Source organism: Neorhizobium sp. LjRoot104 (assembly GCF_964253725.1).
Taxonomy (GTDB): domain Bacteria; phylum Pseudomonadota; class Alphaproteobacteria; order Rhizobiales; family Rhizobiaceae; genus Neorhizobium.
The window spans coordinates 1,382,076-1,407,478 of sequence record NZ_CAXURS020000002.1; the positions used below are offsets into that span (position 1 = coordinate 1,382,076).

26 protein-coding genes are annotated in these 25,403 nt (G+C 61.1%); 12 read left to right on the forward strand and 14 right to left on the reverse strand.

Annotation, left to right across the window (positions count from 1 at the left end; translation table 11 throughout):
• Positions 1-89: 89 nt before the first annotated feature.
• The 5 genes from ACSQ8R_RS28695 to dctP form a co-directional block, all read right to left on the reverse strand.
• Positions 90-1,259 (reverse strand): ABC transporter substrate-binding protein, encoded by a 1,170-nt coding sequence (locus tag ACSQ8R_RS28695; protein WP_436256730.1) that lies wholly within the window; start codon positions 1,257-1,259, stop codon positions 90-92.
• A 481-nt stretch (positions 1,260-1,740) separates the two neighbouring features.
• A complete protein-coding gene (locus ACSQ8R_RS28700; RefSeq protein ID WP_436256731.1) occupies positions 1,741-2,181 on the reverse strand; it encodes a type II 3-dehydroquinate dehydratase in 441 nt (146 codons plus the stop codon).
• Between the two features lie 4 nt (positions 2,182-2,185).
• Positions 2,186-3,487 carry a TRAP transporter large permease gene (locus tag ACSQ8R_RS28705; protein WP_436256732.1) on the reverse strand — a complete coding sequence of 434 codons (1,302 nt, stop codon included), beginning with the start codon at positions 3,485-3,487 and terminating at the stop codon, positions 2,186-2,188.
• Positions 3,484-4,002: a TRAP transporter small permease gene (locus tag ACSQ8R_RS28710; RefSeq protein WP_436256733.1), complete on the reverse strand. Its 519-nt coding sequence runs from the start codon at positions 4,000-4,002 to the stop codon at positions 3,484-3,486. Before ACSQ8R_RS28710 ends, ACSQ8R_RS28705 begins: the two co-directional genes overlap by 4 nt.
• Positions 4,003-4,098: 96 nt before the next feature.
• Positions 4,099-5,082, reverse strand: coding sequence for a TRAP transporter substrate-binding protein DctP (dctP, locus tag ACSQ8R_RS28715; RefSeq protein WP_436256734.1), 984 nt, complete (start codon positions 5,080-5,082; stop codon positions 4,099-4,101).
• Positions 5,083-5,319: 237 nt separating this feature from the next.
• On the opposite strand from dctP, the gene ACSQ8R_RS28720 reads away from it, so the two are divergent.
• A complete protein-coding gene (locus ACSQ8R_RS28720) occupies positions 5,320-5,994 on the forward strand; it encodes a GntR family transcriptional regulator (RefSeq protein ID WP_436256735.1) in 675 nt (224 codons plus the stop codon).
• A 59-nt stretch (positions 5,995-6,053) separates the two neighbouring features.
• On the opposite strand, the gene ACSQ8R_RS28725 is transcribed toward ACSQ8R_RS28720, so the two are convergent.
• Positions 6,054-6,836, reverse strand: a complete 783-nt coding sequence (locus ACSQ8R_RS28725; RefSeq protein ID WP_436256736.1) for a helix-turn-helix domain-containing protein — start codon at positions 6,834-6,836, stop codon at positions 6,054-6,056.
• Positions 6,837-6,956: 120 nt separating this feature from the next.
• Here ACSQ8R_RS28725 and ACSQ8R_RS28730 point away from each other — a divergent pair, with 120 nt between their 5' ends.
• Together ACSQ8R_RS28730 and ACSQ8R_RS28735 are read left to right on the forward strand one after the other, a co-directional pair.
• Positions 6,957-7,904 carry a DUF6282 family protein gene (locus ACSQ8R_RS28730; protein WP_436256737.1) on the forward strand — a complete coding sequence of 316 codons (948 nt, stop codon included), beginning with the start codon at positions 6,957-6,959 and terminating at the stop codon, positions 7,902-7,904.
• 26 nt (positions 7,905-7,930) lie between these two features.
• A complete protein-coding gene (locus ACSQ8R_RS28735) occupies positions 7,931-8,935 on the forward strand; it encodes an NAD(P)H-quinone oxidoreductase (RefSeq protein WP_436256738.1) in 1,005 nt (334 codons plus the stop codon).
• 45 nt (positions 8,936-8,980) lie between these two features.
• Here ACSQ8R_RS28735 and ACSQ8R_RS28740 read toward each other — a convergent pair whose 3' ends face one another.
• Positions 8,981-9,781 (reverse strand): hypothetical protein, encoded by an 801-nt coding sequence (locus ACSQ8R_RS28740; RefSeq protein ID WP_436256739.1) that lies wholly within the window; start codon positions 9,779-9,781, stop codon positions 8,981-8,983.
• A gap of 249 nt (positions 9,782-10,030) precedes the next feature.
• Entirely contained in the window at positions 10,031-10,924 is an 894-nt protein-coding gene (locus ACSQ8R_RS28745) for a 3-keto-5-aminohexanoate cleavage protein (RefSeq protein WP_436256740.1), read from the reverse strand.
• A gap of 217 nt (positions 10,925-11,141) precedes the next feature.
• Between ACSQ8R_RS28745 and ACSQ8R_RS28750 the strand changes: the two genes are divergently transcribed.
• The 9 genes from ACSQ8R_RS28750 (at position 11,142) to ACSQ8R_RS28790 (ending at position 20,241) form a co-directional block, all read left to right on the forward strand.
• The gene (locus ACSQ8R_RS28750) at positions 11,142-11,915 is read left to right on the forward strand and encodes an HpcH/HpaI aldolase family protein (RefSeq protein WP_436256741.1); all 774 of its coding nucleotides are present in this window, start codon (positions 11,142-11,144) and stop codon (positions 11,913-11,915) included.
• Positions 11,916-11,948: 33 nt separating this feature from the next.
• Positions 11,949-12,710, forward strand: coding sequence for an SDR family NAD(P)-dependent oxidoreductase (locus ACSQ8R_RS28755; protein WP_436256742.1), 762 nt, complete (start codon positions 11,949-11,951; stop codon positions 12,708-12,710).
• A gap of 239 nt (positions 12,711-12,949) precedes the next feature.
• Positions 12,950-13,411 (forward strand): tripartite tricarboxylate transporter TctB family protein, encoded by a 462-nt coding sequence (locus ACSQ8R_RS28760; protein ID WP_436256743.1) that lies wholly within the window; start codon positions 12,950-12,952, stop codon positions 13,409-13,411.
• Positions 13,412-13,429: 18 nt separating this feature from the next.
• Positions 13,430-14,935: a tripartite tricarboxylate transporter permease gene (locus ACSQ8R_RS28765; protein WP_436256744.1), complete on the forward strand. Its 1,506-nt coding sequence runs from the start codon at positions 13,430-13,432 to the stop codon at positions 14,933-14,935.
• A 45-nt stretch (positions 14,936-14,980) separates the two neighbouring features.
• Entirely contained in the window at positions 14,981-15,604 is a 624-nt protein-coding gene (locus ACSQ8R_RS28770; RefSeq protein WP_436256745.1) for a nuclear transport factor 2 family protein, read from the forward strand.
• Between the two features lie 131 nt (positions 15,605-15,735).
• Positions 15,736-16,710, forward strand: a complete 975-nt coding sequence (locus tag ACSQ8R_RS28775; protein ID WP_436256746.1) for a Bug family tripartite tricarboxylate transporter substrate binding protein — start codon at positions 15,736-15,738, stop codon at positions 16,708-16,710.
• A 219-nt stretch (positions 16,711-16,929) separates the two neighbouring features.
• Positions 16,930-17,409: a (2Fe-2S)-binding protein gene (locus ACSQ8R_RS28780; protein ID WP_436256747.1), complete on the forward strand. Its 480-nt coding sequence runs from the start codon at positions 16,930-16,932 to the stop codon at positions 17,407-17,409.
• Entirely contained in the window at positions 17,406-19,514 is a 2,109-nt protein-coding gene (locus tag ACSQ8R_RS28785; RefSeq protein ID WP_436256748.1) for a molybdopterin cofactor-binding domain-containing protein, read from the forward strand. The genes ACSQ8R_RS28780 and ACSQ8R_RS28785 overlap by 4 nt, the downstream gene beginning before the upstream one ends.
• Positions 19,515-19,560: 46 nt before the next feature.
• On the forward strand, positions 19,561-20,241 hold the full coding sequence (locus ACSQ8R_RS28790; RefSeq protein WP_436256749.1) for a glutathione S-transferase family protein: 681 nt from the start codon (positions 19,561-19,563) through the stop codon (positions 20,239-20,241).
• 34 nt (positions 20,242-20,275) lie between these two features.
• Here the strand turns inward: ACSQ8R_RS28790 and ACSQ8R_RS28795 are convergent, their stop codons facing one another.
• From ACSQ8R_RS28795 to ACSQ8R_RS28820, 6 genes are all read right to left on the reverse strand, one after another.
• Complete coding sequence (locus tag ACSQ8R_RS28795; RefSeq protein WP_436256750.1) at positions 20,276-20,713, reverse strand: CoxG family protein; 438 nt, start codon at positions 20,711-20,713, stop codon at positions 20,276-20,278.
• Positions 20,714-20,794: 81 nt separating this feature from the next.
• Complete coding sequence (locus ACSQ8R_RS28800) at positions 20,795-21,499, reverse strand: ABC transporter ATP-binding protein (RefSeq protein ID WP_436256751.1); 705 nt, start codon at positions 21,497-21,499, stop codon at positions 20,795-20,797.
• The gene (locus ACSQ8R_RS28805; protein ID WP_436256752.1) at positions 21,492-22,247 is read right to left on the reverse strand and encodes an ABC transporter ATP-binding protein; all 756 of its coding nucleotides are present in this window, start codon (positions 22,245-22,247) and stop codon (positions 21,492-21,494) included. Before ACSQ8R_RS28805 ends, ACSQ8R_RS28800 begins: the two co-directional genes overlap by 8 nt.
• Complete coding sequence (locus tag ACSQ8R_RS28810) at positions 22,244-23,242, reverse strand: branched-chain amino acid ABC transporter permease (protein WP_436256753.1); 999 nt, start codon at positions 23,240-23,242, stop codon at positions 22,244-22,246. Before ACSQ8R_RS28810 ends, ACSQ8R_RS28805 begins: the two co-directional genes overlap by 4 nt.
• Positions 23,243-23,252: 10 nt before the next feature.
• Complete coding sequence (locus ACSQ8R_RS28815) at positions 23,253-24,128, reverse strand: branched-chain amino acid ABC transporter permease (protein ID WP_210011836.1); 876 nt, start codon at positions 24,126-24,128, stop codon at positions 23,253-23,255.
• Between the two features lie 21 nt (positions 24,129-24,149).
• Entirely contained in the window at positions 24,150-25,400 is a 1,251-nt protein-coding gene (locus ACSQ8R_RS28820; protein WP_436256754.1) for an ABC transporter substrate-binding protein, read from the reverse strand.
• Positions 25,401-25,403 lie beyond the last annotated feature (3 nt).

Consider the following 25,403-nt stretch of genomic DNA (forward strand, 5'->3'; position numbering starts at 1 on the left):
GTTAAGTTTACGATGCCCCGTAGGCAGACCCGAAACCAGAAATGGCGGACCGAGGTCCGCCATTCAGATGTCGAAGGCTCCATCCCGCCTTACTTGGCGTTCGGGTCCTTGATCTTCGGGAAGGTCGCAAATTCGACGTTGTAGAGTTCGCCGTTCACTTCCTTGACTTCGCGCATATAGATGTCCTGGACGATGTCGCGGGTGGCCGGATCGATGGTGATCGGGCCGCGCGGGCTGACCCAGGTGGCACCCTTCATGGCTTCGATGAGCTTGGTGCCGTCGGTATCGCCATTGGTCTTCTTCAGCGCCATATAAGCGAGCGTCATGGCGTCGTACCCGCCAACCGACATGAAGTTCGGGCGCATGTTGTTGGCAGCCTTCTTCACCTGGGCGACAAAAGCCTTGTTTTCCGGGCTGTCGTGCAGGGCCGAATAGAAGTGGCCGGTGATGACGCCCTTGGCGGCCGGACCGATACCGTTCAGGAGGTCGTCGTCGGTGATGTCGCCGGTACCGATCAGCTTGATGCCGGCGTCAGCCAGGCCGCGATCGATGAACTGTTTCATGAACAGCGAACCGACCCCCGAAGGAACGAAGGCGAAGACCGCGTCCGGCTTGGCATCCCGCACGCGCTGCAGGAAGGGCGCGAAATCCGGATTGGCGAGCGGAACCCGCACAGCCTCGACGATCGTGCCGCCTTCCTTCTTGAACTGGTTGGTAAAGCCCTGCTCGATGTCGATGCCCGGACCGTAGTCGGAAACCAGGGTCACAACCTTCTTCAGGTTATTCTGGACCGCCCAGGTGGCCACGGGAACGGCCGACTGCGGGCCACCCATCGAGGTGCGGACGTAATATTGCGACTGCGGCATGATCGCCGAAGTCGTGGCCGAGGTGATGATCGCCGGGATTTTTGCCTGATTGAGAACCGGCGCCACGGACATAGCAAGCGGCGTCAGGCCGAAGCCCATCAACATCTTGACACCGTCGTTGACGACGAGTTCCTGGGCGATACGGCGGGTCTGGTCGGCGACACCCGCATCGTCGCGCAACACGACCTCGATCTTCTTGCCGGCGACCGTGTCGCCGTTCAGCGCCATATAGGCCTTGACACCCGCCTCGACCTGTCGGCCGGTGGACGCGAACGGGCCGGTCATCGGCAGCACGAGGCCGATCTTGACCGTCTCCTGCGCGGATGCCGGAATGGCAACGAGGCCGCCCATGGCGAGCCCTGCCGCAGCCATCAATGTTCTTCTGCTAATCATTCTCTTTCCTCCTCTAAGACGAACTGCTCTCAAAGCTCGCGTGACAGTCCGCGCCCTCCTTGCGGTCTCCGGCCCATCACAGCCTGTCGGGATATATCGGGGACATCACAACCAACAGTCAACGGGCGTGCTGGCTTGGCGTCCGACTATTTTCCGCTTTCACTTCGCCGGCTGAGCGTGACCACGCATTTCCCCGTCGTTTCCGACAGCTGGCGCGCGCTTTCACAAAAGTGTGTATACACACCTGCTTCTTACGCCGCGCTTTGCCAAAACTACCGCTGAACGCGACCAACTTCGACCCAGAGATCGAAACCGTGATAAGGCCGATGTAAGGCAGAAATCCACGCCGAGCCAAAAAAATGCATCGGCCTGCCTCCCCCTCCACGCCGTTCTGCCAGCAATAGATCTGTATACATCGGCTGTCAATATTAGCCTATTGGACGGAGACCGTCATTTACCCGGGAGCAGCCACTCAACCTGGCTATCTTCTCTTTTCTTCGATCAGTCGCTCCAGGGCTTGGACCGCCAGCGGATAACCTGTAGCCCCGAGACCGGCCATCACCGTCGTCGCCGTCATGGAGACGTAGGAGTTGTGATAGATCGGTTCACGGCGATGGATGTTGCTGATGTGAAACTCGATGATCGGCCCCTTGAACATCTTCAACGCATCAAGGAGCGCCAAGGACGTGAATGTGAAAGCGGCGGGGTTGATGATGATCCCTGCGCCTTCGTCGATCGCCTCATGCACCCAGTCGATCAGCTTTTCCTCGCTGTTGGTCTGGCGGAATTCGACCGGGCGCTCGCCCGCCGCCTGGCGGCACCCCGCCTCCACTTCCGCAAGCGTCGTGGTTCCGTAGATTTCCGGCTCGCGTTTCCCGAGCCGATTGAGGTTCGGACCATTGAGAATATAGATCGGTTTCATAGACTCACCCCTGATAGCCCATTAGGCGCGGAAGCCAGAGGACGACGTCCGGCACGAAAGTGATGATGATGAGGCTGACCACCATCCAGAAAAGGAACGGTACCGCGTCCCTGATGATGTCCTTGACCGGCGCGCCGGAGATGTTCGTCATGATGAAAAGCAGCAGCCCGTAGGGCGGCGTCACAAGACCGAGCATGATGTTGACGACCACCACAACCCCAAAATGCACCATGTCGATGCCAAGCGCCTGGGCGGTCGGAATGAAGACCGGCACGATGATCAGGAGGATCGCCGTACCTTCGAGCACGCAGCCGAGCAGAAGCAGGAGGATGTTGACGAGGATGAGAAAGCCGATGGGTGTCAGGTCCCAGCTGGTCAACAGCACCCGGAGAGTGTCCGGAATATTCTCGATCGTCACGACATAGTTGAAGACCAGGGAACCGGCGATCAGCATGCCGATCGATGCCGTCGACTTTGCGCTGAGCAATAGCGAATCGTAGAAGGCCCCGAAACTGATGCTGCGGTAGATGACCAACGAGATGACCAGCGCATAGGCAGCGGCGAGCGCGGCAGCTTCGGTCGGGGTCGTGATGCCGGAATAGATGCAGCCGAGAAGCACGACCGGCATCATCAACGCCGGGAGGGCCCGCCAGGTGATGCGGGGAATATCCCGCAGCGGCACCGGATCTTCGACAGGGAAATTCTTGCGCCGCGCGGTGATTGCTACCTGCATCATCTGCAGGCCGGCCATCAGCAGGCCAGGCACCATCCCGGCGAGGAAGAGGTAGCCGATCGAGGCATCCGACACGAGCGCGTAGATCACCATCGGGATCGACGGCGGAATGATCGGGCCGATGACCGAGGTGGCGGCCGTCAACGCCGCGGCATAGCTTGGCGTATAACGCCCGTCCCGCGTCATCATGTTCTGCATCATCCGGCCGCTGCCGGCGGCATCGGCGATCGCCGAGCCGGACATGCCGGCGAAGATGATGCTCTGCACCACATTGACCTGCGCCAGCCCGCCACGGAAGCGGCCGACCAGCACGTTGCAGAACGCGAGCAGCCGTTCGGTCATCGAGCCGATATTCATGAACTCTGCGGCCAGCACGAAGAGGGGCACCGAGAGGATGACGTAATTCGAATACATGCCGTTCAGAAACTGCTCGGCCACCGTGCCCATGTCCGCGCCGGCGAGGAGCAGGTAGAGGATCGAGCCGCACATCATGGAAAGGCCGATTGGCAGGCCGAGGAAGGCGAGCGCCGTGATGAGAACGATCGCGATCGAAAAGGGACTTGCGAAGTTCATACGCCCGAGCCCGCCTTGGTGGGATCAAAGGCTTCAGGCGCCTTGCCGCGAACCGCGAGCACCCCGAGCCATATGTAACGAACGATCATCGCCACGGCGAAGACGATGTAGATGGAATACAGGTAATCGAACCGGATCTTCAGATAGGCGGTGCTTTCCACCTTCATGAAGGCAACATAGTCAATCACTGCCGGCAGAGAGATGCCGAACATGACGACCAGGGCTATGGCACTGATGACCTGCATCGTCCGCCGCGCCCTATCGCCGGCGCCTGCCCAGAAAAAGTCGAAGCGGATCTCCTCCACTTCCCGCACCACGAACGCAGCGCCGAACAGCACGATCCAGATCCACAGCACGACGCTGATCTCGTTGGTCCAGCCGATCGATAGATTCAGGACATAACGGAAGATGATCTGCAGGACGAAGGCGAGAAACATGCCGAGCAGCATCAGCGCCAGGAGATTTTCGGCGCGGCGCCGCAGCCAGTCGCCGGCAGCGATAAGTTTCGAATTCATTGACCCCTCCCCCGGAGGTTCGGCCACCAGGCCGGGCGTTTCACCGCGCCGGCCTGCCGCCGCATTTGTAAGGAGCCCGCCCGGAGGCGGGTCATTTCAGATGGCCGCGACCTTTTCGAGGACGCCCTTTGGCCAGGACTTGGCGAGGTCGGACGCCAGATACTTCTCCTGCGCAAATTTGCGGAAGGCGGCGATGTTCGGCTCGTAAATATTGAGGCCGGCTTTCTTGAATTCGTCAACCAGCGTCTTTTCCTGCGCAAGGTGCTGGTCCTCGCTCCACTTCATGGCCTTGTCGGCGGCAGCCTGGAAAGCCTTCTGCTGATCGGCGCTCATGCCCTTCCAGATCTTGCTGGAAATGGTGAGCAGGTCGTAGCCGATGAGGTGCGAGGTCATGACGATCTGCGACATGACTTCATAGAACTTCATGTTCTTGACGTTGGGCAGAGGATTGTCCTGACCGTCGATCGCGCCGGTCTGCAGTCCGGTATAGACTTCCGCATAGGCCATCGGCGTGGGATTGGCTCCCAACGAGGCGCCGAGGAACTGCCATGCGTCGCCCCCCGGCATGCGCAGCTTGATGCCCGCCATATCTGCGGGCGTGGCAATCTTCTTGTTCGGCTTCAAACCGATCTGACGGGCGCCGAAATAGGTCGGACCGAGAATATAAACGCCGAGTTTTTCGTCGGCCATCTTCTTGAACTCGGCGCCGACCTCGCTCTGGAAGAACTTGGTCACATGCTGCGCATCGCGGAACAGATAGGCCGAGGTGAGCACCGACCATTCCGGGATCTGGTTGGAAATATCCTGCGGAGCGATATTGCCCATCTGCAGATTGCCGCGCTGGATGGCGACGAGTTCGGTGCCCTGCTTGAAGAGGTTGCCGCCGTAATAAGGCTCCAGCTTGTACGAACCAGCGATCGCCTCGGCGAACATCTTGGTCATCTGGGCGCGAATATCCTGCTCGGAAAATACCGCCGAAAATTTCAGGACCGGCTTGTCCTGTGCCAGCGCCGGCCCGGACAGGGCGGCGGTTGCCAGTGTGGCGCCGAGAAAGTGTCGGCGGGTCAGATCGAATGTCATGGGCTGGTTCCTCCTCCTCACGGCACGCCGCCTAGCTGCGACGAAGCCTCCCTTGTGCGGGCTCTCCTCCCGAGAACGTCGCATCTCTGTATTGTACGAAATAGTTCGTATAAGTCAATTCAGTCTTGCCTGACTTCTGGATCTTTCAGGCATGAATCAAAAAACATCATATTAACGTGGTTCTATCCTGTATTTTTCCCTTCACCAGCTATATACCATCGGCTCAGAGGAGGAAACATGCTGAAATTAGAAAAAGAGGCAGCCGAGACGATCGGCGAGACCGTATTTCGGCGGATACGCCAGGATATCATCTCCGGCGCGCTACCCCCCAGTTCCAAAATCAGGCTCGAGCAGACCAAGGAGCGTTATTCGGTCAGCGTCTCGACGCTGAGGGAGATACTGAGCCGGCTCACGACAGAGAACCTTGTTGTGGCCGAAGGGCAGCGTGGGTTTGAGGTGAGCCCGGCGTCCCGGCAGGAACTCCTGGAATTGGCGGATCTTCGCATCTTGCTTGAAAGCCATGCGATCGGCCTCTCCTTTGCAACGGGAGATCTCGATTGGGAGGCGCGGATCGTCGCGGCGCATCACAAGCTTTCGGCGATCGAGCGTCAGCTTCTTGAAGGCGATGCCTCACGCACCGTCGACTGGGTACGTTACGATTGGGACTTTCATCAGGCTCTCGTCTCGGCCTGCAATTCCGAGACGCTGATGGCGACCCTCTCATCCGTCTTCGACCGCTTCCTGCGTTACCATCTGCTGGCCGAAAGTTTCCGCGGCAAACCGGTGGTGGACGACCACCGGCGGCTTTTCGAACTCGCAATGAAACGGGATGTCGGCGGCGCCCAGGACATACTGACGCGGCATGTCCGCAACGGCACCGAACATGTTCTGAAGAGCGGCCGGATCCGCTGACATGGCTGCAGATCGACCGCAGGTCTCGCCAAGACGGCCCGGCAGACGACCCTAGTAGATCAGACCGCAAAACTGTTGGATAGGCGGTCCAGATCTTCCGAGATCGCAGCCGCGGCCGACTGCAGGATCGGAGCGTAGCGTTCGCAAGCTTCCCGTTCCGAGCCGAAGGCCGACGTGAAGTAGGTCAGCCCTATGCTCGCCAGCACCCGCCCGCCCCGGCTGATGATGGGAACGCCGATGGTATTGGAGTTCTTTGGCTCCACGAGGGACGACCGGGTGGCATAGCCGTCTCGATGGACCTTGCCGACAACCCGCTTCAGTTCGGCCGGATGATGACTGAGTGCGTTCTCCGGATCATCCGACCTCTTCAGCACGTCGATGATCAGGTCGAATTCATCCTTGTCGAGGAAGGCCAGGTAAGCCAGGCCAAGCCCGCGCGTAAGCAGACCGAGACGCTTGTTGACCGTACTGTGAAACGGCGAAATAAAGCTGTCCGGCACCGTGCTGAAGCGCACCACCATCCCGTCGTAGTCCGGCAGGGCAATCGCTATCGGCCATTTGTGCTTGCGGGTCATTGCGATGGCCCAGGCGCGTCCTGCTTCGACGACCAGCGGCCCCTTGTGAAAACCGGAGCTCAAGGAGGTCACCAGCCCGCTGACCTGATAGCCTCCCTGGCGTGTATCATTTTCCACATATCCGGCTTCCTCAAGCGTACGCAGGATACGGACGAGCGTCGGTTTCGGGAGCTTTGTCCGGGCATGCAGTTGGGCAATTGTGTTGATTGGGTGAAGGTTCAGCTCTTGCAGAACATTCATCGCGCGTTCGATTGCTCGAATGCCCATGGATCCTCCTCCCGTAGAATCTAGATGGCTGTTTCGACTAGCGAAATGCCGGGGATGATAAGTTGTCGCGATCTGGAGTCAAGCTTTAGGGAGGTTCAAGATGTAAGTAGGAGATTAGCCATGGCTTCGGCAGACGATGTGAACCGCAATAGACAGGAAGTCAGAAGGCTTATCGCCGGTATTGACGATGAACTGGCCAGCACTTTGCTCCGTGGCGCGGTTGATCTTCACGTTCACTCCGGTCCGTCCACGATGCCCCGGCAGCTCGACCACATGGAGGCCGCCGAAGAGGCGGCGGCGGCGGGTATGCGGGGGCTTCTGTTCAAGGACCATCACTATTCGGTGGCGCCAGTGATCCCGATGATGGAGCGGCTGTTCGGAGACCGAGGTCTGTCGATGTTCAGCGGCCTCGTGCTCAACAATTCGACAGGCGGACTGAACCCGTTCGTCGTCGATGCTCAGCTGAAAATGGGCGCAAAGCTGATCTGGATGCCGACCGCACAGGCAGCCAATCACATCCGCAGCGCACATCGCAAGACGCGCCTTGCTTCTAATGTCCAGCTGAGACATTCGCCGGCGCTGACACCTCTCGACGCCTACGGGAACATTCTGGACGAGGTGAAGCAGATTCTCGACATGATTGCGGAATTCGATGCGATCCTGTCCTCCGGACATCTGCATGTCTGGGAAATCTGGAAGCTCTTCGATGAAGCGCGTGCCCGGGGCGTCAAGCGTCTGCTCGTCAACCATCCGATGTATGGCCTCCATTTCACCCCTGACGACGTCCGCGAACTGGCCCAACTGGGCGCCCTCATCGAACAGTCCGCCGGACTGTACGTCGATTCCCGCTTCAACACCTATGCGCCGGAGGAATTCAGGGAACACATCCTTGCTGCAGGCGTCGCGCATTCCTCGATCGGCTCGGATCTCGGGCAGGTCGACAATCCCACGCCGGTGGAAGGCATGCGCCAGGCCATCAAGCTCTGCCTGGCACTGGGCTTCAGCGAAACGGACGTGCGGACCATGGTTGCTGACAATCCGGCCAGGCTGGTCGGATTGCCGACGTGACCATTCCGTTTCGCTGACCTCGCCACATGCAAGTCATCGAGATCGAACGTCCGGGCGGGCCTGAAGTTCTTCGGATCGTTGAACGGCCGCGGCCGCGGCCGCAGGCCGGAGAAGTGCTGATCCGTGTCGTCGCCGCCGGGGTCAATCGACCGGATGTCCAGCAGCGGCGCGGTCTCTATCCGCCGCCTCCGGGCGCCTCGCAAATTCCCGGTCTCGACGTTGCCGGTATCATCGACGACGTCGGCGAAGGCGTTGACGGGCTTCGGGTGGGAAGCCTGGTCTGCGCGCTCGTCAACGGCGGCGGCTATGCGGAGTTCTGCGTGGCGCCGGCCGTGCAATGCATGCCGGTCCCAAAGGGTCTGAGCTTCATAGAGGCTGCCTCGCTTCCGGAAGTCTTCTTCACGGCCTGGAACAATCTGATCTGGCTGGCGCGTCTGGCATACGGGGAGACCCTGCTGATCCAGGGCGGGACCAGCGGGGTCGGAATGGCCGGCATCCAGATCGCCAGGCAGCTTCGAGACGCGACCGTTTTTGCAACCGCCGGCACCGATGAGAAGCGGGCGGTCTGCCAGATCGTCGGCGCGCAAGCCGCGGTCGATTATCGCGATGCCTGGGACGACCACATCCGCGGCCTGACCGGCGGCGAAGGGGTCGATGTCATCTTGGACGGGCAAGCCGGGAATGGGACGCAGCGCCAGTTGGACCTCCTGAAGGACGACGGTCGGCTCGTCTTCATCGCCAGCCATCAAGGCAGCACGGCGCAGGTGAACATCCGTACGCTCGTACGCCGACGACTGACGATCACCGGATCGACGCTGAGACCAAGGCCGCCCTCCTACAAGGGACGACTTGCCAAGGACCTGGTCGACCACGTTTGGCCGCTGCTCGAGGACGGCCGCATCGTTACCCGCATTCATCAGGTCGTCCCGTTCGGGCAAGTGCAGGAGGCTCATCGCATCCTGGACGAAAACCGCCAGATCGGCAAAGTTGTCCTTGCCATCGATCCGGCACTTGCTCACACCGTTCCATAGCCCCCGTCGACACCTTAGACTCGCCGGCGGCCGGCCGATAGACCGTCAGGCCTCGGGCATCGGGTAGTCGTCTGCGTTGAGGACCCAGCCCCGCTTCCCGGAAAAATCCAGCCGCGGCGGCGCAAAGATGTCCACCAATTGGTTCACCCCTGTGGATTCAGCGGTTGTCGTGTGGATCGAGGGCGGCGGGATAACGCAGATCGACGGCGATTCGCAGTAGAGATGTTCATCCTCCCGCCAGATGTTCATGTTCGTGGTCCAGGGCCAGCGCAGATGGTGCGTAAAGGAACCGCTTAACGCCAGCGAGCATTGCTCGAAATCGTCGTGATGGTGCGGGGACACCTTGTCCCGCTCGCGGGGACCGATGCGCGGCGACAGGTAATTGATCATGAATGTCGTGCAACGGTAGATCCGCCCGAACCGGGACGGATCGTCCGGGACCTCCAGCGTGTACCACTTCAACTTCAGCCCGCCGGGCGGCTCCGGCCAGGCTTCGAAGGGCGGGACATTGGGATGCGCCCCGAGGAAGGCATCCGCGTTCGAGGCGATGCTGGCGAGGTCCTCGGACTTCGGTGTAAAAAGGCGCACGATGCTGCCGCCCTTGGATACCCGGATCGAGCTGTCGCCCGGCGGCACGAAGGCGACGGAATATCCCGGAACGAGGGTGGTTCCCTCTGCGGTCGTGATTTCGACCGACGTCTCCTCGTCGGGAATAATCAGGGCATATTCATCGGGCTGCGACCGCCGTGAGAAGAGGCCACCTTCTTTGGCGTTGCTGTATGCGACGACAAAATTCTGTCCGCGGCTGATCCATGTGTCGCCGTTGGCATCGGCGATCTGGGGCACGGTTTCGTAGAATAAGGCAAGCTGCGAGCCGAAATAGCTGTCGTGCACTTTTGTGTCGCTCGGTTTCGCAGCATTGGACAGATTGGATCGTGGGTCACCCTGAACGTACATTGGCATCTCCGCTTGTCTGCCAGTCATTGCTGGCCTTGGTCGAAATCGTCTGGCCCCGCCGCAAGAGGGGCCGGATTGCCTTGAGGCTGGGTTGCGTTTCTGGGAAGCCGACCGAGCGCCATCCATCGCCGACAGGATCTAGCGTGGCATGGGAAGCTGCTTCTTGAGTCCCAGAATTTCTCGCGCTTCGCCGGCGGTTGCGATTGTGCCTCCAAGCTCCCTTAAAATGCGCACGGCCTTCTCGACGAGCACGGTGTTGCTCGCGGCAAGAACGCCCTTTTCCAGATAGATGTTATCCTCCAACCCGACCCGGACGTGGCCGCCAAGAAGCCAGGCCTGCGCCAGCATCGGAAACTCCCAGCGCCCGACGCCAAAAGCCGCCCAATGAGCGCCAGCCGGCAGAAGCGACCTCATGTACATCAGCGTTTCCGGCGTGGCGATTGCCCCGTAACGCACTCCGAGCACGATCTGAAACAGTGCGGGCTTTGCCAGCCTCCCCTCCTGAAGGAACTGGTTGGCGAGCTGGATGTCTCCCGTATCGAATACCTCGATCTCCGGCAGTACGCCTGCATCCCGGATGATGTCCGCCATGACCGCGAGATTGCGGGGCGTATTGATGACGACCGAAGAGCCGGAATACATGGTGTTGAAATCAAGACTGCAAATCTCGGGCCGCAAGGAAGCGATGTGTTCGACCCGCTGCTCCGGTCGCATCAGGGTGGTCCCCGGCGCCGCGATCCGCGGTTCGTCTTCGCTGGGGACGAAACGCCCGCCGGGGCCGGTCGTGAGGTTGATGATCACGTCCTCGTCCGCTGCCCGCAGGCGCTCGACAACCTCGCGGTAGTGCTGCAATTCCATGCTGGGCCTGCCGTCCGGATGCCTTACATGGATGTGAACGATCGCAGCACCTGCCCGCGCGGCATCTATGCAGGCCGCGGCGATCTGCTCCGGAGTGACCGGCAGATAAGGAGACTGGTCGATCGTCGTGATATTGCCTGTGACGGCGCAGCTTATGATGGTTGGATTAGGCAAATTCAGCGTTCCCCGTGAGCGTCATGTGCGAATGAACTGGCACTGTCCTGAGACATTGGCTCGCATCCGACGCCACGGATCGCAATGAGTATCGCCGCCCGTTTCGCGAGAAGAAACGTCGGCCGGGCGCGGCATATTTCGCAGGGAGAAACGAGACCGCAATTGCCTTCGCTTCTGGCAATGAAATGGCTAGGGATCGGTATCGAAAGGTAGCCAGATGACAGAACAGCGTCCCGATTTTACCGCATTCCGTGAACGACTGCTGACGCGCCAACGGATGCTCGGCACATTCCTCAAGCTTCCCACGACGCAGGTGGTCGAGATTTTGGGGGCGATCGGTTATGACTTCGTGGTGATCGACCAGGAGCATGCCGCACTCGGCCGCGACATAACCGACCTGATGATCTTTGCCGCGCGTGCATCAAATATCGCCCCCGTCGTGCGCATCGCCGAATTCAGCGAAGCAAACATCCTGTCGGCGCTCGATTCGGGCGCGATGGGGATCATGGTCCCGCATGTGAGCACGGTCGAAAAGGCCCAGGCCATTGCACGCAGCTGCCGATATACGGGAGGCAGCCGAGGTTTTGCCGGACTGACACGCGCCAGCAACTGGGGAAGTGTTGACGCGGTACATCATATGGCGCTGCAAGACAGCCGGATCACCTGCATCGCCATGATCGAGGATTTCGAAGCCGTTGACCGGACGGGGGATATCGCCAGGGTAGACGGCATAGACGCTTTATTCATCGGCCGGGGAGATCTGACGGCAGCATACCGAGGCGATCCGCAGGCCGGCGCCAAGGTGGCGGAAACGAGCAGGCGGATTGCGGCGGCGGCACGGGAGGCCGATATTCCGCTCATGATGTTGCCGACCAGCAAGGCCGACTTCAATTTTGCGACCGAACTCGGCGCGAGTGCGATGTTGGTGTCGAGCGATCATGGCTTCATCCGAACGGCCGCCGCGGCCGCTCTCAAGGAATACTCGGCTTGAATTTATTGTCGGCAAGATTTTTCGGGAGGAAAAATGCCACTGATCGAAGTTCCGGAACTGGCAGTTCCAAAAGTTGCGCTTGTTACCGGTGGGAACAGCGGTATCGGGCGCGCGATCGCCGCGCGGCTCGCCAGTATGGGCACGACCGTCGTGGTCGGCTACAACAGCCGCCGGGAGATGGCGGATGACGTCGTCAAAAGCCTTCACGGCAGCGGCCACTACGCCATGCGCATCGCGATCGATGATCCGGCATCCGTTACCGAGGCCGCCGTCGAATTCGGTGAAAAAACCGGCGGTCTCGATGCCCTGGTCAACTGCGGGGGTGCGACAAACCCAGTCGCGGCAAGCGACCTCGACGCGCTCACCGACGAAATATTCGATCGCGCGATAGCGATAAACCTCAGAGGCCCCTTCGCGATGGTTCGTGCGTTTCGACCGATGCTGGAGCGAGGCAACAACGCGGCCGTCGTCAATATCTCCTCCATTGCCGCCCGGACCGGGGTGGGCAGCAGCCTGGCCTATATTGCGGCGAAGGGCGGATTGGATGCGCTCACAATTGCGCTTGCCAAGGTGCTGGCGCCCAAGGTTCGCGTTTTCTCCGTTTCGCCTGCCGGGGTGGATACTGATTTCGTTCCTCACCGTACCCGGGATCAGCTGCAGAAAGTCGCAGAACGGCTTCCTCTTGCCAGGATCACCGCTCCCGACGATGTCGCGCGGGCAGTGACGGCCTGCATCGTCAACCTCACGAGTTCGACAGGGATCGTCATACCGGCCGATGAAGGTCGCCATCTTTAGCCGCTGAAGCCGCAGATATCTGAGAGGCGGCGGCGCCCTCGGGCGCCGCCTTCCCGCTGCGTCCGCATCATCGGCCGATCGTCTGGCGAAACAGATTGCCTGTGACATTGCCAGCGCGAGCCGGCTTTGTATTGTGAATGACTGCGACGCGGTGAAAGGTATTGGTTCGGCTGTTGAACAGACAAATCAGCACGCATAATCGCAGGTTGCATGAACAATTTGGAAAATGGGAGCCTCGGATGAAGCTGAGCCAAGATGTTTTACTGGGACTCTTTTTCGTTGTTTTCGGTGTCGTGTCCGTTTCAATTGCGATGAGTTACCCATTCGGCACCTCAGGTCGGATGGGACCCGGATACTTTCCCGTCATCATTTCAAGTCTGCTGGTGTTGACGGGCCTCCTCGTCCTCTTTCGCGCGCAGTTGGCCCAACCGGAAATGCTGCCCGCCATTCGATGGAAGCCGCTCTTGTTGGTCCCCGGTGCGGTGGTGATTTTCGGACTGGCGGTCGAGACACTCGGGTTGCCGCTGGCCATTCTCCTGCTGACGATCTTAAGCGCGACGACGAGCATCAAGTTTCACATCGGGTGGAAGGCCGTCGCAGGGTCTCTCGCCTTTGCTGCGCTCTGCTCCGTCGTCTTCATCGAACTCCTCGGCCTGCCCATCCCCATGGTGGGAAGCTGGCTGCCGGTTCTCGGTTTCTAACCGCTTCGCAGGATTGACATGGACATTTTCAACGGACTTCTCCTGGGGTTTTCGACGGCAACGACGCTGTCCAATTTCGCCTATTGTTTTGCGGGGGTGCTTCTTGGCACCGCGGTCGGTGTCCTGCCCGGCCTCGGGCCGATTGCGACCATCTCGATGCTCTTGCCGTTCACGTTCGGGCTGCCGGTCGATACAGCGCTGATCATGCTGGCGGGCATCTTCTATGGATCGCAATACGGAGGCTCGACGACTGCGATCCTGATGAACCTTCCAGGAGAGGCTTCATCCGTCGTCACCACGCTCGACGGGCACCAGATGGCAAAACAGGGCAAAGCCGGTCGCGCGCTGGCGGCGGCCGCAATCGGCAGCTTCTTCGCCGGCACGGTGGGAACGCTTTTCATCGTGATAGCGGCACCCTTGCTGGCAAGCCTTGCCCTCACCTTCGGGCCCGCGGAGTATTTCTCGCTTATCGTGCTCGGCCTCATTACGTCCATGGTGCTGACCAGCGGATCGCTGCTGACGGCTTTCGGCATGGCGCTGTTCGGCATCATCCTCGGGATGATCGGCACCGACATCAATACAGGTGCCGCGCGGTATACGTTCGGCTCGCCCTACCTGCTCGACGGCCTGGACTTCGTCGTCGTCGCCACGGGCATATTCGGCCTGGGTGACGTCCTCATCAACCTCGAAAACGAGCGTCTACGGGTGGTCGGCGTCGCGCCTGTCAGCAGCCTCTTCCCGACGGCCGAGGACTGGCGGCGGATGACTGCGCCGATCCTGCGTGGCACCGGCATCGGGGTCCTGCTCGGAGTATTGCCCGGCGCCGGAGTCCTGCTGGCGTCCTTCTCGGCATACGCTCTGGAGAAGAAGATCTCGAAGCGTCCCGAGGAATTCGGCAAGGGTGCGATCGAGGGGGTAGCGGCACCGGAGGCGGCAAACAACGCCGCTGCGCAAACCTGCTTCATACCGATGCTGACGCTCGGCCTGCCGGGAACCGCCACCATGGCCCTGATGATTGGAGCGCTGGTCGTGCAGGGTGTCCAGCCCGGGCCGGAAATCCTGTCCCAGCAGCCAGCCCTGTTCTGGGGCCTGGTCGTCTCGATGTGGATTGGCAACCTGATGTTGCTGTTCCTGAACCTGCCGCTCGTGGGCATGTGGGCAAAGCTGATTTCGGTGCCGTACCATTTTCTATTCCCGATGATCTGCGTGTTCATGGCCATCGGCGTCTACAGCATCAACAACAGCGTTTTCGACGTGTACATGATGGCACTGTTCGGCGTGCTTGGATATTTCTTCAAGCGGACGGGAGCAGAGCCCGCGCCGCTCATCCTGGCCATGATCCTTGGTCCCATGGCGGAAGAATATCTGCGCCGGACGCTGCTGATCTCCCACGGAGATGCAAGCGTCTTCTTCACCAGCCCCCTCAGTCTCGGAACATTGGTCGTCGCCGCCCTGCTGCTCCTCTCGATCGTGTCGCCGCGCTTTCGCAAGGTGCGCGAGGAAGGGCTGCAGGAAGTCGACTGATCGGCACAGCACGGATCCATACGCACCAACTTCCAGGAGACCCTGATGCAACAGGACGACGGTACGCGCCTAAAGGCCCTTCTAGACCGCGAAGAACTCTTCGATCTCGTGCGCCGCGAACGCTTCGCACGTGACCAGCGTCGTTTTGAGGTGATGAGCGTATGCTTCCACCGCGACGCCTATGTCCGAACAAGCTGGTACGATGGACACGGCGGTCAGGCCTATGTGGACGCTACGCGCGAGTGGATGAAGGCGACCGGCAACAGCAAACACTGGGTCTTTCCCGCCTTTGCGCAAGTGACGGGGGACCGGGCAACGGTGGAAAGCCCGGCGATGATCTTCAACCGCGCGAGGCCTGGGGGCGTCGAAATCGACCTTCACGTCTTCTGCCGGTTCTTCTCCCGCGCCGTGCGGGAGGGCGGCGCCTGGAAACTACTTACCTTCGAGGTCCTGTTCGAGAGGGACATCGTCAAGCCCGTCAACCCGTCGGAGGTCCTTCCCATCGATTGGTCCGTCCTGTCGACGATGCGGCCTTCCTACAAGTTTCTGGCATATATCCAGCACACGCGCGGAGTGAATGTAAAATCCGATTTGCTGGGCGACGACCAGCCGGACCAACTCAGCGCTTTTCACGAAGGCGAGGAACGCTGGCTTGCCGGCAAGGACTGACGGCCATGGCTTGGAATTGAAAGGACCATTCCAAGCAGCGGAATGGTCTCAGTCAGAGGTTCGCGGACACAATGCGGCGCGATAGTGTTGCGCCTATGGAACTCGATTCAACGGGTGGGAGGAGACGTATAATGAACAGGCGGGAATTTATCGTATTGGGCGGGACAGCCGCCATGCTGGCGTCCAGGGGAATTGCGCTGGCCGACAGTTGGCCGAGCAAACCGGTCGTGGTGATCTCGGCCTATCCCCCGGGTGGCACCAGTGACATTATCGCCCGGCTGGTCGCCGACGCCTTGACCGCCAAATACGGCCAGCAATTCGTCATCGAAAACCACGCTGGCGCAGCCGGGGCCCTGGCCGGCGGCAGGCTCGCGCGCGCAGCACCCGATGGCTATACGATCATGATCAGCGGCAGTGCGCCGATCGCGGCCAACAAGGTGGTGCAAAAGAACCTTGCATATGATCCGCAGGTGGACTTCACGCCGATCTCGATTGTTGCTGAAAGCCCGGCGCTGCTCAGCGCAAGCGCTTCGGCCCCGGCAAAATCCGTCCAGGAACTTATCGCCTATGCAAAGGCAAACCCCGGAAAGGTGAATATCGGAAATCCGGGCGCAGGGACCAAGGGGCACATCGCCGCTGCCATCATAGGCCAGATGGCCGGCGTGCAGATCAATCATATTCCCTACAAGGGTTCCCCGCCGTTGCTGGCCGATCTGTTGGGCGGACACATCCACTTCGCGCTCGATGCCCCGTCCAACTATCTTCCCCATATCCGCGAGGCAAAAATCCGCGGGCTTGCGGTGACCTCGGCCAAGCGGATTCCGGAGCTGCCGGAAGTGCAGACCGTCGCAGAACAGGGCCTCAACGGATACGAACAGACCCTATGGTTCGGCGCTGTCGGTCCAAAGGGAATGCCCAAGGAGATCGTAGCCAAGATCCATACCGCCATCAAGGAGTGGAGCGATACCCCGGCGGCACAGAAGAAATTTGCGTCGCTTGGACTGACACCCATCGTCAATTCGCCTGACGAAATGGCCGGCGCGATCGAACGCGAGATCCGGTCGATCGAGCCGCTGGTAAAGGCCGGACTTGTCGAGCCGACCTAAACTGCTTGTCTGGGCGCAATAGGGCCTTATCGGTGTCGCGGCCGCATCACCTCGCCGCGACGCCCCTTTGGAACCGGTTTGGCGGGGCATGGACGTAGGCCGGAGGATCACCGCCTCGACGAGCTGGATCGCAGCCAGACCGATGGCCGACGAGGAGAGAAACATCTTCTCGGCGCTCGGCCGGGATCGAGATGCGGGCAACAGGATGGATTGAACTGGATGAACGAATGCCACACCCTGACTGTCAATGGGCAGGCGCATGAACTGCACGTGCCTTCGACAGCGCCGCTTCTGGACGTGCTGCGCAATCACCTGGGGCTGAAAGGCAGCCGGTACGGCTGCGGCTTGGAGCAATGCGGCGCCTGCATGGTCCTGATCGACGGCGTTGCCGCCTATTCCTGCAGCCGGGAGATCGGCACGCTTTCCGGCCGCACCATCACGACGGTTGAAGGCTTGGGGTCTGCGGAGGCATTGCATCCGCTGCAGCAGGCATTCCTCGACGAACAGGCAGGACAATGCGGTTATTGCCTCTCGGGTATTCTCATCGCGGCCAAGGCTTTCCTCGATCGCAATCCCGATCCGACGCGGGCCGAAATCGCCGCCGCGCTCGACGCAAATCTCTGTCGCTGCGGTTCGCACCCCCGCATTTTGCGCGCTGTGCTCAAGGCGGCAGCCAACATGCGTGAGAAGGTGGCATGATGACCGCCCTTACCTTCAGCCTCAAGGACAATCCCCGTCTCGACCGCTGGCTTCGCTTTCAGGACGACCACACGGTGCGGATCGGCACCGGCAAGGTGGAACTCGGCCAGGGCGTGCTGACGGCCCTTGCGCAGATCGCGGCGGAGGAACTGGATCTTCGGATTGACCAGGTGCGGATGATGTCCGGTAACAGCGTCGAGGGTCCCGGCGAAGGTTATACCGCATCCAGCTGGTCCATCGAGCATTCCGGTGCCGCGATCCGGCTCGTGGCGGCGGAAGTCCGTGCACTTGCCTTGGCGCGGGCAGCGCTGCGTTTGAACGCCGCACCCGACGAACTGACGGTCGCAGATGGCGCCTTCTTGAAAAACGGTTCGCCGAGCGGCATCGACTATTGGAGCATTGCTGGCGAACTCGACCTTTCCGCCGAGGCCACGGGCGCGGTTCCGCCAAAACCGCGCAGCGCTCACCGTCTGGTCGGCCGATCTGTCCCACGGCTGGATCTGCCGGCCAAGCTCACCGGGTCCGGCTTCATCCAGGATATGATGCTTCCCGGAATGCTGCACGCGCGAACACTGCGCCAGCCCGGGCGCGGCGCCATGCTTCTGCAACTGGATGAGGAGATGATCCGGCGCAGAGCGGGGGGCGACATTCGCATCGTTCGCCTTGACAATTTCGTGGCATTCGCCGGCACCGATGAGACCGCGGTCCGCGCTGCGGCCGTCGCCGCGACGGAGTGCGCCGTCTGGGACAATGCCCTCAGTCTCGCTCCTGAACAGGCGACGCCTGACTGGGTCGCCTCCCAGCCGTCGGACGATCGTCTGATGGGCGATCCTCCACCGGAGCCGGCGATGGACCGCGTCTGCGCACGCTTCACCCGCCCGTTCCTTTCGCACGGCTCCATCGCGCCCTCCTGCGCGGTTGCGCTCTACCGCGACGGTGTCCTTACCGTCTGGTCCCATGCACAAGGCATGCACCCGCTGCGGGAGAATATCGCAAGGACGGTTGGATTTTCTCTCGACGCGGTTGCCTGCCATCATGTCCAGGGAGCCGGCTGTTATGGTCACAACGGTGCCGACGACGCCGCCCTGGACGCTGCCCTCGTGGCACTTGCGCTGCCCGACCAGCCGATCCGCCTCATGTGGCGGCGCGAAGAGGAATTCGGCTATGAGCCGCTCTCCTCCGCCATGACCGTCACCGTCCATGCGGGACTGGACGGGACCGGCCGGCCCATCGACTGGACCACGGAAATCTGGAGCGCCACCCATGGCCAGCGGCCCGGCGTCGGCGGCGCCAGCCTGCTCGCCGCCCACGCCATGAAGACGCCGCCACCTGACCGCAAGCCCTTCGACATTCCGCTTGAACGCGGTGGTGGAGCTGCCCGCAATGGCATTCCTCTTTACGACATCGGCCCGAAGCGGATTGAACTCCATCTGATTCATGACGTGCCGGTGAGGACGTCGTCACTGCGTGGCCTGGGAGCGACGCTGAACGTCTTTGCCATCGAAGGCCTCCTTGATGATCTGGCCGGGCGCGCAGGCGAAGATCCGGTTGCGTACCGGCTGGCCATTCTTTCCGACCCTCGCGCCCGCCGCGTCCTCGAGAAAGCGGCCGCGATGGCGAACTGGTCATCCCGCGATGCCGGGGGCGCCGGAAGCGGGCTGGGTATCGGCCTGGCCCGGTACAAGAATTCCTCGGCCTATGCGGCGGTCGTCGCCGCCGTCGAGGTGGACGAGGCAGTGCGGGTCACGGATATCTGGTGCGCCGTCGATGCCGGGCTTGCCATCAATCCCGACGGAATTCTCAACCAGATCGAAGGCAATATCGTCCAGGCCATCAGCTGGACGCTGATCGAGGAGGTCCGCTTCGGCCCGCAGGGTATCGCGACACTCGACTGGGAAAGCTATCCGGTCATCCGCTTTTCGGAAATACCGGAGATTCGCGTCGAGCTCGTCGAGGCAAATGAATATCCGCCGATCGGCGTCGGCGAATGCGCGGGTGGGCCAACGGCAGCGGCCATCGGCAATGCGGTCGCCCATGCACTGGGTACGCGCATCCACGACATGCCGATGACCCGCGATCGGATCATGAAGGCCCTGATGGCATGACGAGACGGCAGGCACGGCCGAGTCCGAATAAGAAGGAGAGTGGAGAATGACGGATCTATCTGCAGCCGCGGGCGGAATATCGAACCCGACCGGGGAATTGACATTGTTTTACAGTCCCGGATCCTGTGCGCTGGCATCGCACATCGCCCTCGAGGAGACCGGCAAGCCGTTTAGGCCGGTGAAGACGCTGCTCTCGGAAAACCAGCATCTGACGCCGGAATACCTCGCAATCAATCCCCGCGCCAAAGTGCCGGCGCTCATCGCCCCGGATGGCAGGGTGATCACCGAAAACACCGCGATATTGACGTTTATTGCCTTGACCAGCCCGGACGCCGGCCTGTTCCCGGCCGACACCCTCGGCCAGACGCTCTGCATCTCCCAGATGGCCTGGTTCTCGAATACGCCTCATATTTTCCAGAGAGCGAAGTTCAGGCCTTATAGGTTCGTCGAAAGAAAAGAAGTCTATGACGACGTCCGCGCAAAGGCAGTGTCTTCCTATTGGGAGAGCATGCAGGAGATAGACGGCCTGATCGCCGACAACGAGTGGATCATGGGCGACCGGTACACGGTGGTGGATCCCTACGCCCTCGTCTTCTACGGTTGGGGAAGGAGCAACGGACTGCCCATGGACAGCTTGAAGAGCTTCACAAGGCATCAGAACCAGATGCTCGAGCGGGCTGCCGTGAGGGCGGTGCTGGAACGGGAGGACAACCCCCACTTCAAGTGAGGGGCATCTCCGGTTCAAGCCGCGTGAGCCCGCATCAATCTTCGCGCGATGAGAACGAAAGAAAGAACTGGTCGGCGAGCTTTTTCGATGTCGCCTGCACCAATCTGCCGCCCAGCGCTGCAATCTTTCCGCCGATGTCCGCATCGGCACGATAGGTCAGGATGGTGGCGTCGCCATCCTGCGCAAGCCTGACAACGCAGTCTCCCTTGGCGAAACCGGCGATGCCGCCGTTTCCCTTGCCTATGATGCGGCAACTCTCAGGCGCCTCGATATCGCGGATCTCGACGGTAGCCGCAAAGGTTGCGGAAACCGGGCCTATCTTGAGCACGACCTTCGCGTCGAAACTGTTCTCGGCCGTCTGCGTCAGCTCCTTGCAGCCGGGGATGCAACGGCGCAGGACATCCGGATCGAAGAGCCTCACCCACACGTTCTCACGTGGCTCTTCCAGCCGGTACTCTCCGGTGATTTCCATAGGGATACCGCTCTTCGCCGCGTCAGCAACGAAGCCCTGTGTTCGATGATGATGATGGTGTTGGATCAGCGGACAGCCGATTCAGACCGCGCAGTATCGCTCCTGGATGTCCTTGTCCGCCAGAAGTGTCGCCGCATCGCTGCGATAGACGATCTCGCCCTGGTCGACGATGACCGCCCGGTCCGCGAGCTTCAGCGCCCACTCGACATTCTGCTCGACGAGGAGCAGCGTCGTCCCCTCCTCCCGCAGCCGCCTGAACAGAGCGCCCATCTCCTCGACCAGCACGGGCATGATCCCTTCCGACGGCTCGTCGAGCAGGATCATCTTCGGCCGGGCGATCATGGCACGGGCTATCGCCAACATCTGCTGCTCGCCGCCCGACATCGTGACACCCTCCTGATTCAACCGCTCTTTCAAACGGGGGAAACTGCGGGCGATCTCGTCGATCGCAGCCGCCTCGTCGATCCGCTTGCGGTCGGCGACGAGCCCCAGCTGCAGGTTTTCCAGCACCGTCAGCCCGCGCACGATACGACGTTCTTCCGGAACATAGGCGAGGCCGCGGACATAGCGGTCGTGCGCTTTGAGCCGGGATATGTCTTCGCCGTCGAACCGGATGACGCCGGTGGTGCGCGGCATGAGCCCCATGATCGAACGGATGATGCTCGTCTTGCCCGCACCGTTGCGGCCGACAAGCGCGACGATCTCGCCCGGTTCCACCGCGAACGATACCCCGTGAAGTACGTGGCTCGCGCCATACCAGCCGTTCAGGCCTTCGATTTCAAGCATAGCCATCATTTTGCCCCAGGTAGACACGGCGAACCTCGGGATTCGCCTGGATTTCCTTCGGTGTCCCATCGGCCAGCAGCTGGCCATGATGAAGTACGAGCACGCGGTCGCTGAGGCCGAGGATCATCTTCATCTTGTGCTCGACGAGCAGGATCGTGCGTTGTGCCGCCAGCTTCTCTATCAGCGCCACCATTTCGCGCGTCTCTTCCGGCCCCATCCCGGCGGTCGGCTCATCAAGCAGAAGAAGGGCCGGATCCGCCACCAGGGCGATCGCGATTTCCAGCGCACGCTGCTGTCCGTGCGCCAGGAATTTGGCCGGCGTCGCCGCCCGCGCCGACAACCCAACCGATGCGAGCATTGCCGAGGCCCTGTCCTCGCTATCCCTGTCGGTACCGCGGTCTGCCCAGATGTTCATGCGGGACCGGAAAGCCTGTGCCGCGACACGGACGTTCTCAAGGACGGAAAGGTTGGGGAAGATGTTGGTGATCTGGTACGAGCGGGCGATGCCGCGGTGCACGTAGTCGTGCTGCGGCACGCCCGCCATATCCGCGCCGCGAAACCTCAGCGTCCCGCTCGAAGGCCTCAGCGCGCCGGACAGGATATTGAAGAACGTGCTCTTGCCGGCACCGTTCGGCCCGATGATGGCGGTGATCTGGCCCTCCTTGAAATCGGCCGTCACATCCTTCAGTGCGACCAGTCCGCCGAACTGCTTGCCGACATTGGTGACGCTCATGATGGGTGCGCTCATCGGCTTTTGCCCCAGGATATCAATGTGCCCCAGATGCCCTTCGGCAGATAGAGGACAAAGAGGATGAAGATCACGCCGACAATCAGCTGCCAGTTGGATGTCCAGAGCGAGAAGATGTCCTCCATCGAAAGAAACGCCAGCGCGCCGATGAAGGGACCGAAGAAGCTGCCGGCGCCGCCGAGCAGCGTCATCATCACGATCAGACCGGACGTCTGGTAGTGGAGCGAGTCCAGGGGCACGATCGACAGATGCATCGCCGACAGCGTGCCTGCGAGCCCACAGAGAACTCCTGAAAGGATGAAGGACAACAGCTTGGTTCGCTCGACATCATAGCCGCAGGCGCGCGCCCGCGTCTCGTTTTCGCGGATCGCTTCGATCACCGCGCCGAAAGGCGAATTCAATACCCTCGACACGAACCAGAGCGCCGCCGCGACCACGATCATGATCGCGTAATATTTCACCAAAGGGTCGAGGAAATTTACCGAGAAGCCGGGAAGATGCAGCGTGCTGACCGTAAAGCCGCGCAAGCCATTCTCGCCGCCGGTCCACGAGGAGGCTTGCAGCGCCGCATAGTAGACGAGCTGTGCCAGCGCGAGCGTCACCATCGAGAAGTAGATGCCACGTGTGCGGATGGCGAGCACCCCCATGACGGCGGCAAGCAGGCCCGAAAACAGCACGCCGATCAGCATCGCCATGAACCAGGGGACGCCGAAAGCACCGATCGCGATACCCGTGGCATAGGCTCCGGCTCCGAAAAATGCCGCATGACCGAAGGAAAGCAGGCCGGTGTAACCGAAGAGCAGATTGTAGCCGACAGCGACGAGGCCGTAGATCAGGACGTTGACGGCCAGCGCCTGCGAGGGCAGCACCCAGGGCAGGATGCAGAGCGCCAGGATTGAAAGCGGCACCCGCCAGCGACCGACGTTGGAAAACAGTGTCGCGAAGCTGCGTCGGGCGGGCGCGGGGGCGAGTTCCGCATTTCTGATGACGGACATGGCGATCTCCCTAGAGTCCAGGCGCGGCGCGGCCATAAAGGCCGTTCGGACGTACCAGCAGGATGAGCGCCATCAGCGCGAACATGACGATCGTCGCCATTTCCGGGGCGAAGAGCGATGTCATGCTGACCGAGACGCCGACGATCAGGCCGGCAATGACGGCGCCGGGAAGCGAGCCCATGCCACCGATGACCGTCACCACAAAGGCTTCGGCCAGCACCAGCGTGCCCATCTCCGGGCTGACATTGCGCATCGGTGCAGCAAGCACTCCGCCGAGTGCCGTGATGCCGACGCCGATGCCGAACACGACCAACCACAATCTGCTGATATCGACACCCAGCACGCGCATGATCAGCGGATCGGCGGAACCAGCCCTGACGATCAGGCCGAATTTCGTCTTTTCGAGGCCGATCCACAGCAGCAACAGGACAGCGACAACCACACCAATGACGAACAGCCGGTAGAGCGGGAAAAATCCGATACCGAGGTTCACCACGCCGCGCAGGGCTGCCGGCGTCGAGAACGGAATGCCGTCGGTGCCGAAAAGGATGCGCACCGCTTCGACCAGCACGTAACCGAGGCCGAACGTCAGAAGCAGCGGATCGTCCGGCGAGCGGCCATAGAGTGGACGGATGAGGAAACGCTCGATCAGCATGCCGAACAGGCCGATCATGACCGGCGCGATCAGGAGAGCCCACCAGAAGCTCCCCGTCAGGCCGGCCACGTAGAGCCCCGCATAAGCTCCCACCATGAACAGTGCGCCATGTGCGAAGTTCACGATGCCGAGCATGCCGAAGATGATCGACAGGCCGAGCGCAACCATGATCAGGACTGCGCCCAGAGCGAGCCCCGAAAACAGCTGCATTGCAATCAATTGGACAGTCATGACCTCATCCGTCCCAGGGTATCAGCTCTTGAAGCCGAGTTCGGAGCAGGTTCGCAGCACGCTCTCCGATGCAGGTTCCGCAGCGACGATCTTGAAAAGATCGGCATCCGATTTCATGGCACTTTTCGCCTTGGATTCCAGGACGAGTACCGATTGCATCGACTGGTGGTCGCACTTGCGATAGGACTGCTCCCCCTTGGCGATATCGTATTTCAGTGCTTCCAGAGCCGCGATCACCTTCTGTGGCTCCGTCCCGCCTGCCTTTTCGATGGCCATCAACAGGGAAGCGACACCGGTATAGCCGTAAGCTCCGTAGTCGGTCGGGATCGTTCCCTTGTACATGGCCCTGAAGGCGTCGTTGAACGCCTTTGCGGAAGGCATGGTTTCTTCCAGGCCCCAATAATAGTTCGCGCCGCCGGTGACACCTTCGAAGACTTCGGGATCGACCGCAAGCCGCTGGTTATGCAGCAGAACCGGCACGACGATCTTCATCTGGTCCTTCACGCCGAAATCCACCGCCTGCTTGATGGAATTGGCCTGGTCACGGCCGAAATTGCAGATGCAGAGGATGTCTGCGCCTGACGACAGGATGGTCGGGATGAAGGTCGAATAATCCGCAGCGCCAAACGGGTGCAGGATTTCGCTGACCGTCTGCGCACCGATTTCCTTGGCCGCCCGCTTGAAACCACGCAGCATTTCGTGCCCGTAGGCGTAATCGGCAACAAGGTAGGCGACCTTCGAACCCTTCTTGAAACTGTGCTTGGCGACAACCGCGGTCGTCATCGTCGGATTTAACGCCTCATGGAACGTATAGGGGCTGAAATCCTTGACCTCGTTGATGGTGTCCGACTGGCTGATCGAGATGTACAGCATGCTGCGGGCACGGGTCACCTCGTTGACCGCAAGCTGTACGGCGCTCGAAAGTGCGCCGACCACCGCATGGACCTTGTCCTTTTCGATCAGCTCGAGCGTGCGGGTGGCGGCTTCGCCGGCATTCAGCTTATCGTCGCGCACCAGGAGCTCGACCTTGCGGCCGGCAATTCCGCCCTTGTCGTTGGCGAGCTTTACGGCGAGCTGGGCGCTCCGGACCTGGTCGTTGGCCTCGGCAGCGAAAGGGCCGGTCAAGGGCGTCGGAAAACCGATGCGGATGGTTTCTGCCTGCGCCCGAGCTATCCATGGCATCGAAAGCGTCCCGGCCACGCCGGCCAGCCCGATAAGGGCTGTACGGCGGCCGATCGGCCTTAAAGCCAGCTTCTCAATTCCGTTCGTCATCCT

Bases quoted from the DNA above. Each gene is read 5' to 3' on its own strand.
- ACSQ8R_RS28755 (WP_436256742.1), top strand. From the start codon at position 11,949: ATGCCACTGATCGAAGTTCCGGAACTGGCAGTTCCAAAAGTTGCGCTT.
- ACSQ8R_RS28780 (WP_436256747.1), top strand. From the start codon at position 16,930: ATGAACGAATGCCACACCCTGACTGTCAATGGGCAGGCGCATGAACTG.
- ACSQ8R_RS28705 (WP_436256732.1), bottom strand. From the start codon at position 3,487: ATGAACTTCGCAAGTCCCTTTTCGATCGCGATCGTTCTCATCACGGCG.
- ACSQ8R_RS28735 (WP_436256738.1), top strand. From the start codon at position 7,931: ATGCAAGTCATCGAGATCGAACGTCCGGGCGGGCCTGAAGTTCTTCGG.
- ACSQ8R_RS28760 (WP_436256743.1), top strand. From the start codon at position 12,950: ATGAAGCTGAGCCAAGATGTTTTACTGGGACTCTTTTTCGTTGTTTTC.
- ACSQ8R_RS28725 (WP_436256736.1), bottom strand. From the start codon at position 6,836: ATGGGCATTCGAGCAATCGAACGCGCGATGAATGTTCTGCAAGAGCTG.
- ACSQ8R_RS28810 (WP_436256753.1), bottom strand. From the start codon at position 23,242: ATGTCCGTCATCAGAAATGCGGAACTCGCCCCCGCGCCCGCCCGACGC.
- ACSQ8R_RS28695 (WP_436256730.1), bottom strand. From the start codon at position 1,259: ATGATTAGCAGAAGAACATTGATGGCTGCGGCAGGGCTCGCCATGGGC.
- ACSQ8R_RS28750 (WP_436256741.1), top strand. From the start codon at position 11,142: ATGACAGAACAGCGTCCCGATTTTACCGCATTCCGTGAACGACTGCTG.
- dctP (WP_436256734.1), bottom strand. From the start codon at position 5,082: ATGACATTCGATCTGACCCGCCGACACTTTCTCGGCGCCACACTGGCA.
- ACSQ8R_RS28730 (WP_436256737.1), top strand. From the start codon at position 6,957: ATGGCTTCGGCAGACGATGTGAACCGCAATAGACAGGAAGTCAGAAGG.
- ACSQ8R_RS28775 (WP_436256746.1), top strand. From the start codon at position 15,736: ATGAACAGGCGGGAATTTATCGTATTGGGCGGGACAGCCGCCATGCTG.
- ACSQ8R_RS28820 (WP_436256754.1), bottom strand. From the start codon at position 25,400: ATGACGAACGGAATTGAGAAGCTGGCTTTAAGGCCGATCGGCCGCCGT.
- ACSQ8R_RS28720 (WP_436256735.1), top strand. From the start codon at position 5,320: ATGCTGAAATTAGAAAAAGAGGCAGCCGAGACGATCGGCGAGACCGTA.
- ACSQ8R_RS28710 (WP_436256733.1), bottom strand. From the start codon at position 4,002: ATGAATTCGAAACTTATCGCTGCCGGCGACTGGCTGCGGCGCCGCGCC.
- ACSQ8R_RS28795 (WP_436256750.1), bottom strand. From the start codon at position 20,713: ATGGAAATCACCGGAGAGTACCGGCTGGAAGAGCCACGTGAGAACGTG.
- ACSQ8R_RS28785 (WP_436256748.1), top strand. From the start codon at position 17,406: ATGATGACCGCCCTTACCTTCAGCCTCAAGGACAATCCCCGTCTCGAC.
- ACSQ8R_RS28815 (WP_210011836.1), bottom strand. From the start codon at position 24,128: ATGACTGTCCAATTGATTGCAATGCAGCTGTTTTCGGGGCTCGCTCTG.
- ACSQ8R_RS28700 (WP_436256731.1), bottom strand. From the start codon at position 2,181: ATGAAACCGATCTATATTCTCAATGGTCCGAACCTCAATCGGCTCGGG.
- ACSQ8R_RS28805 (WP_436256752.1), bottom strand. From the start codon at position 22,247: ATGAGCGCACCCATCATGAGCGTCACCAATGTCGGCAAGCAGTTCGGC.
- ACSQ8R_RS28790 (WP_436256749.1), top strand. From the start codon at position 19,561: ATGACGGATCTATCTGCAGCCGCGGGCGGAATATCGAACCCGACCGGG.
- ACSQ8R_RS28765 (WP_436256744.1), top strand. From the start codon at position 13,430: ATGGACATTTTCAACGGACTTCTCCTGGGGTTTTCGACGGCAACGACG.
- ACSQ8R_RS28800 (WP_436256751.1), bottom strand. From the start codon at position 21,499: ATGCTTGAAATCGAAGGCCTGAACGGCTGGTATGGCGCGAGCCACGTA.
- ACSQ8R_RS28770 (WP_436256745.1), top strand. From the start codon at position 14,981: ATGCAACAGGACGACGGTACGCGCCTAAAGGCCCTTCTAGACCGCGAA.